The sequence below is a fragment of the Parachlamydia sp. genome (assembly GCF_050255895.1).
In the GTDB taxonomy this organism is placed as follows: domain Bacteria; phylum Chlamydiota; class Chlamydiia; order Chlamydiales; family Parachlamydiaceae; genus Parachlamydia; species Parachlamydia acanthamoebae.
In genome coordinates this window covers 22,983-31,941 of the sequence record NZ_JBFWIR010000036.1, presented here as the reverse complement: position 1 = coordinate 31,941, position 8,959 = coordinate 22,983, and the positions used below count along the sequence as shown (strand labels likewise).

The 8,959-nt window shown below is 41.1% G+C and carries 8 protein-coding genes; 3 read left to right on the top strand and 5 right to left on the bottom strand.

Translation table 11 applies throughout. The features are described from left to right. A partial coding sequence (locus AB7E63_RS07770; RefSeq protein WP_428419128.1) for an autotransporter assembly complex protein TamA occupies window positions 1-1,162 on the bottom strand: 1,162 nt, incomplete at its 3' end. A gap of 108 nt (window positions 1,163-1,270) precedes the next feature. Between AB7E63_RS07770 and AB7E63_RS07765 the strand changes: the two genes are divergently transcribed. The 3 genes from AB7E63_RS07765 to ispH all read left to right on the top strand — a co-directional run bounded on the left by AB7E63_RS07765 (window position 1,271) and on the right by ispH (window position 4,259). Beyond that, window positions 1,271-1,543, top strand: a complete 273-nt coding sequence (locus tag AB7E63_RS07765; protein ID WP_006341888.1) for an acylphosphatase — start codon at window positions 1,271-1,273, stop codon at window positions 1,541-1,543. A 29-nt stretch (window positions 1,544-1,572) separates the two neighbouring features. Then, window positions 1,573-3,231 carry a cation:proton antiporter gene (locus AB7E63_RS07760; protein ID WP_006341887.1) on the top strand — a complete coding sequence of 553 codons (1,659 nt, stop codon included), beginning with the start codon at window positions 1,573-1,575 and terminating at the stop codon, window positions 3,229-3,231. 83 nt (window positions 3,232-3,314) lie between these two features. Continuing rightward, window positions 3,315-4,259 (top strand): 4-hydroxy-3-methylbut-2-enyl diphosphate reductase, encoded by a 945-nt coding sequence (gene ispH / locus AB7E63_RS07755; protein ID WP_036746390.1) that lies wholly within the window; start codon window positions 3,315-3,317, stop codon window positions 4,257-4,259. Window positions 4,260-4,299: 40 nt separating this feature from the next. Here the strand turns inward: ispH and AB7E63_RS07750 are convergent, their stop codons facing one another. The 4 genes from AB7E63_RS07750 to AB7E63_RS07735 form a co-directional block, all read right to left on the bottom strand. Then, window positions 4,300-5,055: a hypothetical protein gene (locus AB7E63_RS07750; RefSeq protein ID WP_006341885.1), complete on the bottom strand. Its 756-nt coding sequence runs from the start codon at window positions 5,053-5,055 to the stop codon at window positions 4,300-4,302. 4 nt (window positions 5,056-5,059) lie between these two features. Beyond that, window positions 5,060-6,259 (bottom strand): DEAD/DEAH box helicase, encoded by a 1,200-nt coding sequence (locus tag AB7E63_RS07745; RefSeq protein WP_428419125.1) that lies wholly within the window; start codon window positions 6,257-6,259, stop codon window positions 5,060-5,062. 106 nt (window positions 6,260-6,365) lie between these two features. After that, window positions 6,366-7,610 (bottom strand): hemolysin family protein, encoded by a 1,245-nt coding sequence (locus tag AB7E63_RS07740; protein ID WP_006341883.1) that lies wholly within the window; start codon window positions 7,608-7,610, stop codon window positions 6,366-6,368. A 27-nt stretch (window positions 7,611-7,637) separates the two neighbouring features. Then, complete coding sequence (locus AB7E63_RS07735; RefSeq protein ID WP_006341882.1) at window positions 7,638-8,894, bottom strand: hemolysin family protein; 1,257 nt, start codon at window positions 8,892-8,894, stop codon at window positions 7,638-7,640. Between the last annotated feature and the right edge of the window lie 65 nt (window positions 8,895-8,959).

The window sequence follows — 8,959 nt, the reverse complement described above, 5'->3', positions numbered from 1 at the left end:
TTAACTGTTTGAACATGGAGCCATATGAGAGCCACAGGCGATTATTGACTCTTCTTTCAATCGTTCCAGACACGCTAAATGAAGTTTCTGTATAGCCTTTCGTGGTTTCATACTGGTATTCTAAAAGTCCGTGAAATTCTTGTCCTCGACATCTAAAGTCTGGTTTAACAAATAGAAGTGAGACTTCTTGTGTTTCTTGCCAAAGGTTGGCATGAAAACTAAGCTTTTCTCCAACCCCTCTAAAATTGCGGTTTTCCCAATCGGCAGTTGCACCAGACCCCCGTTGTGTGGTGAAGCTGGCACCCAAACCGATGCTGTGATGTTTGCCTTCAGTGACTTCAATGACCATAGGTGCTAAATGGTCGTTTGGATTTTCTGGTTTTTCAGGGGTGATGACAACTGAGCTGAATAAACGTGATGCTTCGATAGCATTTTGGGTTTCTTCTACCCTTTTTGTATCATATAATGCACCCTCTTCCCACCGAATTTTTTTGTTGAAAAAGCGGGTTTTGACTCGTCGATTTCCTGTCACTTTAATGGGGCCAAAGCAAACCTGTGGGCCACTATCTACCGTCAAAACAACGGAAATATCTTTGGCTGTTTGGTCAGCAAAAACCTCTGTTTTTGAAATGCAGGCGAAGGGGAATCCTCTGCGAGCCAAGAGACAGAGCAAGGTTTCTTTAGCCTCGATGATCGTTTTCGGGTAAGCTGTGCATCCAATTCCCACGCCTAAATCGGCCGCTTGAATGTGATCCAAGAGATCGGGTGTCATGCTTTCTTTTAAAATTTCGGGCTTAGCAAATTGAATTTTGAAGGCTTTGAAGGGGTAAATGAGACCAGGTGTAATAAGAAAGCGGACGACGATAGGTGTAGATTTAAAATCAATTTTGACATCAATTTTTGCATTGTAATAAGCTAAGCTATGCATGACTTTGATGAGCTGAGGGATATCCGCCTCCGCTCTTCGATTAAGCATCGCCTGAGTCGTAGGGGGGCGATCTTGCAAGCGGACAAGATCAGAAGCTGATTGTAAAAGCTCTTTTGTTTTCGTGTCATCGACTCCGCAAAATTCCACTTCGTAAGAAAGAGTGCTAAACCCTTGGTTAGGAATAAAAAGAATCAATAGAGCAATGAAACAGTACAAATAAAGGTTATGTTTCATTTTTTTGCTATCATCCGTGAATAAAACTCTCGTCGTGCTAATAGTGAAATTATGATCTTTTAACCTGATTATTTTCAATAAGATCCGATTATTAACGCAGAGGAAGACATGATCGAATTACATGCTGTAATAAAAGGGTATGTGCAAGGCGTGGGATTTCGTTACACCATACAAGATTATGCAAATCAGATGGAAATTTCTGGGATGGCGCGCAACTTATCAGATGGATCTGTGGAATTAATTGCGCAAGGTTCACGAGAAAAACTTGAAGGGCTTCTAGAGAAAATACGTGAAAGGCCGGGACGAGGGCGTATTGACTCAATTCAAGTGGAATATGGAGAAATTAAAGCATTATATTCTACATTTAAAATTGCGCATTAAAGAGCTCGAAATTCCAGCAGGAGGTTGTGATGCCAGAAGAGTTGAAAATTATTTGGATTTTGGCGGTAGGCTTGAGTTTTGCCTGTGCAGCGGGATATATTGCCCAACGTTTAAAACTTTCTCCGATTTTGGGATATCTCATTGCAGGATTTTTTATTGGACCCAATTCTCCCGGATTTATTGCGGATCAAAGCATTTCGGATCAGCTTGCTAATATTGGCGTGACATTGCTCATGTTTGCAGTTGGTTTGAATTTTAATTGGAAAGATATTGATGCCGATAAAAAAATTGTGGTACCAGGCGCTCTGATCCTTTCCTTTTTATCCATTTGCGCCGGAATTCTCCTTAATGTGAGTTTGGGGCAAACCGTAATCGAAGGTTTTGTGATTGGTGTTGCCATTTGTGTATCCAGTACCGTTGTCATTGTCAGGGTTTTGGCGGACCAAAATTTACTACACACCAAACAAGGACATATTGTCGTTGGTTGGACCATTGTGGAAGACTTAGTCTCTGTTTTAGGTTTAATTCTTTTACCCGCATTGATTTATTCTCCTTCTGAAAATACTTCAGGACCCTTCCTTTCTATTCTTTCCTCGGTAGGTATTGTCTTATTGAAAGTGGTGGTTTTGGGACTCATTGTACATTTCATCGGAGAAAATTTAATTGAACGCATTTTGAAATTGATTGCACGCACCCGATCGCATGAGCTTTTTACATTAGCCATTTTGGCTTCTGTCTTTCTAATTGCTGTGGGATGCTCGTACATTTTTGGGATTTCACTTGCATTGGGAGCCTTTATTGCCGGGACCGTTGTAGGGAAAACGGAGTTAAGTCATCAGGCTGCAGCCAATGCTTTGCCTATGCGGGATGCCTTTGCCGTGATTTTCTTTCTGTCCGTTGGAATGTTATTTAATCCCCTCGCAGTACAAAATAATCTACCTCTCTTTGCAGGAATCTTGGTTATCCTGTTGCTTTTACGTCCATTGGTTGCCTATCTGATTGTAAAAATTGCGAAATACCCGAGTTATATCGGATTTACTGTTGCTCTCGCAATCAGTCAAATTGGGGAATATTCGTTTATTTTGGCTGAAGAAGGAAGTCGTCTAAACATTTTGCCTGATAATGCATATGATATTTTAGTAGCTTGCGCTTTTATCAGCATCGCGTTAAATCCCATTTTGTTTCAATTTTTTAAACCTTTGACAAAGGCGACCAGGCCTTATCTAGATGTTGATACCTCGAAAATACAACTGGATACACTTTCCGAAGCCACGGGCACATTTTTACCCATGGCTCTAGTGGTAGGTTTCGGACCTGTAGGAAGAGCCGTTGCGCGTCATTTGGCGACTCAATATCAAGTATTAGTTATTGATCAGAATATCGATACGGTTTCCTCGACAAAGGAAAAAAATATTGAGTTGCTTTTTGGGGATGCCACGCAGTTACAGCTTTTAGAAAGGGCTAAAATTGAAAATGTACAGGTGATCGTGATTACGACACCCGATCTTCCCATAACGAATTCGATCATTGAAGCCGCTCAGCATATTAATCCGCATGCCGATATCATTGCACGTGTGCATTTTGAAAGAGATTACGACCACACAAAATTTGGTAGTATTCCGATCGTATGTGATGAAACGGCTTGTGCAGAAAAAATGGTGGAATTGGTGAGCCAACGAGATATGTAGGCTATTCAGTTTGACCATTTTAACAATTGAAATTAAGCAACTAGTCTTTTATGCTTTTAGTCTTACTAGATAGAGGAGATTAAATCATGAAACTATTGCTATCAAAGCCTCGCGGTTTTTGTGCTGGAGTTGAACGCGCCATTGAAACAGTGGAAAAAGCGCTAGAATATTGGGGTGCACCCATTTATGTGAAGCATGAAATTGTGCATAATCGCGCAGTCGTCGATGGCTTAAAAGCAAAAGGGGCCATTTTTATTGAAGAAATCGAAGAGGTCCCCATTGGAGCACGTTTGATTTATTCAGCGCACGGCGTTTCTCCTGCAGTGCGTGAGGCGGCTAGTCGTAGGCAATTAATCGAAATCGATGCCACGTGTGGGCTTGTGACGCGTGTTCATTCTGCTGTAAAACGATATGCAGCTCAAGGTTATCAGGTTGTTTTAATTGGACATCGCAATCACGTTGAAATTATTGGAACAGCAGGAGAAGCCCCTGACGTGACAACGATTGTGGAATCTCCTGCGGATGTGGAAAAGCTCTCCTATGAAAAAGATGAAAAGCTATTCTATATTACGCAAACGACTTTAAGCTTGGATGATGTAAAAGAAATTACGGAAGCTTTAATTCAAAAATATCCCCATATTGTGACATTGCCAAGTTCTTCTATTTGCTATGCAACGACCAATAGGCAGCTCGCATTACGTGAGATTACAGATCAAACAGATTTGGTTTTGGTTGTGGGAGATCCGACCAGTTCAAATTCAAATCGATTGCGTGAAGTCGCCTCGAAGCGAGGGCTTCCATCTTACCTTATCAATAATGAAAGTGAAATTCAATTAGAGTGGATGGCAGGAGTGAGCACAATTGGATTGACTGCTGGAGCTTCGACACCTGAAGGGATTGTTCAAAATTGTATTCAAAAACTCATTGAGTTAGGAGTAAAAGAGGTCGAAGACGTTGTTTTTATTAACGAAGACGTTGTTTTTCAACTTCCTAAGCCCATTGTGAATGCCAAATTTGGGTCAATCTAACTTTTTCATAAGCAAGGAGGATTATATCTTCCTTGCTTTCTTAGACATTTATTCTAAAAATCATTTCCATCTTTTTAAGAAAAGCACGATAGGCTTCAGGCGATCCACCTTGAATCCTCATTTCTGGAGGAGGGGTTGTGATCTCGTCTTGCAAAGGGATTGCGATCAGAGCCACATTTTCTAATGTCTCATTGGTTTCGACTAATCGTTTCAATACTGCATGGGTGGGATGTGCAAAAGCCATATAGATCCGACGCTTACCTCGCTTACCCTGAAAATGGCTTTGCGGACCATAATAATGGGTGTCGTAAAATGTTTTGATTAAAGGGATTTTATCTGTTGTCACCAAACCCTGGGCATCATGCCAATCATATGCGCAGTCATATCCAAAACGAACGGTTCTTTTCTTTTCAAAAACAATTTCAAACTCATCCACAATACGAGCAGCAGTATAATAGCGCACCTCGCCATTGTATGGATCGTAACCACAACGTGCTGCGTGAGGAGGGAAAAGCACGACATCGCAGGGATCTAGTTTTTGTCGCAAAAATTCGTATAATGCTTGTGAGCGGCAGGTTCCCCCTGAGCAAATCGGGTATAAGGCATCTTCTGATTGCAAGGTAAAGCAATTTTCAGGAGATCCTGAAAAGTCTTTAACCACATGCAAATAACCGCCCTTCCGTTTAAATTGTAGCTCCAGTTCAGTAAGTGCACAATCTTTATGCTCCTTTAAATTAGGATCAGTAAAAATCTTTGGGTCTAATTCGAAAGAAACAGAAAGATCGGTTTGGTGCATAAAATTAGCTCGAAGAAGGGGTTGCTGGTTTTCTTTTAGGATAAAAGCGTTTTTTTTCTCTGGTTTTATCTGTATTTTGAGAAGGGGGAGGTGGCGGAGGGCCAATCCAATTTGGTTCTTTTTTGAGTACTTTTAAAAGTCGATTGAGCGTGCGCAATTCTCTTTGGGTTACCAGGGTGATCACTGTCCCTGCTTTTTCGTAGCGCCCCGTTCGTCCTGAGCGATGGATATAGAGGTCTAGATCATCTGCCAGGTGATATATAAAAACGTGCGAAACCGACGAAAAATCGAGTCCGCGTGAAACCACATCGGTGGCGACAAGCAGTTGGATTTTATTTGTTCGAAATTTATTCGTTACAGCTGAGCGGATATCTTGACTTAATCCAGCATGAAGAAAATCAATGGTTTCATGCAGTTGCTTGCGGAGTACATAAGTCACTTTTTCACATTCTTGTCTGGAACTACAGAAAATAATCGCTTTAGTGGGGGTCTGTGTTTTAATGAGTTCAATGAGATTATGTTCTTTTTCATGATAGCGGCAATAAAGAAAATGATGCTCGATCATATCAGGTGTGGCATCTTCTCCGATCAAAGAAACTTCTAAGGGAGATTGCATATGTTTCTTGGCAATATCTCGAATTTGTTTTGGCATTGTGGCCGAAAACAGCAATGTTTGATGCTCGTGGACTAAGCATTGGATAATGAATTCTAAGTCATCGTAGAAACCCATGCTGAGCATTTCGTCGGCTTCATCGAGGATCAGCGTCTCCACGTGGCTAAGGTCGATTTGTCTGGAGTAAACAAAGTCGATTAAACGCCCAGGTGTGACAACTAAAACTTGCACACCATGTTTGAGTTTAGATTGTTGCATAGCTGCATCCTCGCCGCCAAACAGGGCGAAAGTTTTAACTCCTTTTTCGGCTCCAATTTTTTGCGTCTCAGTCGCGTATTGAAGAGCCAGCTCCCGCGTAGGGACCACAATCAGGGCTTGTACAGAATTGGAGTTTACATCCACGCGATCGCAGATGGGGATTGCGCAGGCTGCCGTCTTACCTGAACCGGTTTTAGCCAAGGCTATGAGGTCTTTTTTTTGAAGAATAAGTGGGATAGCGGCCTTTTGAATAGGTGAGGGCTCTGAAAATTTTAATTTTTCTAGAGCTTTTAAAATGGTTGGATCTAATCCAAAGTCAAGAAAACTAGTCATATTACTCATTTTGGTCTGTGATAGATATCATTATATCGTCTTAGACATTCCTAGTCATCCAATTAGTTTTTTTTATAGATTTTTTGTTTTAATTTTAACAATTCTCTTAAGAAACATGACTTTTCACGGTAATTGTTTTAGCTTTGCGCAATGAAGTTTCTTTCACTTCTAATTCGAAGGGTTCAATATAAATAGAATCGCCTACTTCGGGTGTGTAACCTAAAACTTTTGCGACCAATTGCGCTAAAGTCAAATCGTCTTCTTCGTCTAATTGGGCTTCAAACTGTTTGTTAAAGTCTGCCACGAGCATATCTCCCGGAAAAGTTCTCTCCATGACACGCGCAGGTTTTGTTTTTTGTTTCGAGGCAGTTTCTTCTCCTACCTTTCCAATGATTTCTTCCAATAGGTCATCTAGGTTCAGTAATCCGACTGCCGCTCCTTGATTATTTAAAATAACCGCGACACTTTGATTATTGCGTCGAAATTGCTTTAAAATTTGCATCGCTTTTGTGTTTTCGGTCACGAACCAAGGGGGACGAGCATGGTCGCGTACTCTTTTTGTACCGGGAAGTCTGACAAGGTCGCGTGGGAAAGCGATGCCTACAATATTGGACTGATCCGTGTGAAAGACTGGTAAGTAATCAACACCCGTTTTTTTCAAAAGGGCTCGCATTTGGGCGATTGTTCCATTCGACGGAATCATCGGAATTGATTCAATTCGCGTCATAATCTGTGTCGCATTTTTGATACGCAAGTGAAAGATGTTAGCCGCGATATCATTAAAATCAACTGAAGAAGAACCAGGACCTCGATCCTCTCCATGTTCCTCCAAAATTTTTTGGAGTTCATCTTGGCTAAGAAAAAGATCGGGTTCGGAGCTCGGTTGATTTAAAAGTTTGCTTCCAATTTTAGAAACCATGTTAATCGCCCACAAAATAGGCGACATCAACCTAGCCGAGGCATACAGAAGAGGGGCGCCCAGCATGGCGACATTTTCCGAATAGTGTCTAGCGGCAAACATGGGCGAGAGTTCTCCAAAAATTACAACCAAGAGAATTTGGGGGATGGGTGCCCAATCTGGACTCAAGCCTAAGGAACTGAAAAATTCGCGGGCACATTCGGAGCCGATTACCATGGCCACATTGACACCAATTAAAGTTGTGCCAAATAAGCGTGCAGGATTTTGAAGGAGATAATTTAAATAAATGGCACGTGTATTCCCTTGACTCACGTAGTAATGCAAGCGTACTTTGTTAAGAGAAACACAAGCCATCTCGATCATTGAGTAAAATGCGAGAATAATAATGGAAAGAAAATTAAAAAATAACCACCACCAAGCCGAAAGATTCATTTGCCTATTCCTACAATCCAAGCCATATTATGCCGCTTTAGTCTTTCCTTTTAATTTGCGAATATAAAGTCGTCTCACCCGATTTGGGTAAGCGGAGAGGACATGAAATAAGAAGTCGTGAGTTTCGTATTTTGTTCCTGCCTTGGGAATGTCGCCCAGTTGCTCTGTTAACCATCCTCCCAAGGTGACCATGTTATTTTCACTTACTAAATTTACATCGAACATGTCGTTAAAGTCGGCTAATTCAAGTCGTCCACTTGCAATAATTTCATTGGCTCCCGCGCGTGTATATAAACTTTTTTTATCGCGTAAATCTGCGATTTGGCCAATCACCGTTTCTGCCAAATCTTCACTCGAGATAAGTCCGGAAATCGATCCATATTCATCTACAACCAATGCGAGGACTTGGTTCATTTCACTTAGTTGTCGAATCAGTCGGCGAGCCAGTGTTGTCTCTGGGACATAAAATGGTTTGTCTAAAATGGGGATTAACTCTCGGCCTGAAACCATGTGTTGATTATGAAGAAAATAGGCTTTTGCGCTTAAGATTCCTAAAATGTTGTCAATATTTTTATCGCAAACCGGTATGCGTGAGACTTCTTGCTCAACAAATAAATAGGTGAGTTTGGATAGCGGTTCGTTTACGTCGTAAAATAAAATATCTTCTCTTGGGCGTGCAAGCTCTTTAACGACGGCATCCTGCAAATTTAAATAACCAGATACGAGTTCGGCTTCATCTTTGTGCAGAACTCCATATTCCTCGGAAGTTCGCAAAACATGCATCAGTTCTTTTTTTGAAATTTCCTGATTGCGTTTTAGGTAGAAAAATAAAAGGCGAGAAATGGGCGCAGTAATCGCGATGATAGCCTGCCGCACAGGTTTCAATAGTTTCTGCAACACATCAATAACAGGGCTGACCCAATAGGAAATTGTAACGTTGTTTTGAAAGCCGAGATTTTTAGGGATAATTTCTCCGAAGAGAAGCGTCATGACTAAAGGGAATCCAACCTTCCATTCCCAACCACCATCTGTCCCACTCATGCTAGAGGAAACGTTTTGCAAAAGAATATTGACGATTGTATTTAAGATAAAAATGGTAACGAGCAGGTCTTTTGGATGTGCTAAAAGGCTCGCGATTAATTGCTTTCTGGGATCTGGGTCTTTTGCATACGCCTTAATTTTCATGGAAGAAAGAGAAAACAAAGCCGTTTCGGAACTAGAAAAATATCCAGAAAGAAATGTCAAAACTAGAATAAAAAAAACAAATATAAAAAGACTTAACATGGGGAATTTCTTAGAGAATGTTTTAACATGTGCATTATCTATCTACGATGTTATTGATCTCTGTT

Excerpts from the sequence above, each read along its gene's own strand:
- AB7E63_RS07745 (WP_428419125.1), bottom strand. The coding sequence starts at position 6,259 with ATGACTAGTTTTCTTGACTTTGGATTAGATCCAACCATTTTAAAAGCT.
- AB7E63_RS07750 (WP_006341885.1), bottom strand. The coding sequence starts at position 5,055 with ATGCACCAAACCGATCTTTCTGTTTCTTTCGAATTAGACCCAAAGATT.
- AB7E63_RS07765 (WP_006341888.1), top strand. The coding sequence starts at position 1,271 with ATGATCGAATTACATGCTGTAATAAAAGGGTATGTGCAAGGCGTGGGA.
- AB7E63_RS07740 (WP_006341883.1), bottom strand. The coding sequence starts at position 7,610 with ATGAATCTTTCGGCTTGGTGGTGGTTATTTTTTAATTTTCTTTCCATT.
- AB7E63_RS07735 (WP_006341882.1), bottom strand. The coding sequence starts at position 8,894 with ATGTTAAGTCTTTTTATATTTGTTTTTTTTATTCTAGTTTTGACATTT.
- AB7E63_RS07760 (WP_006341887.1), top strand. The coding sequence starts at position 1,573 with ATGCCAGAAGAGTTGAAAATTATTTGGATTTTGGCGGTAGGCTTGAGT.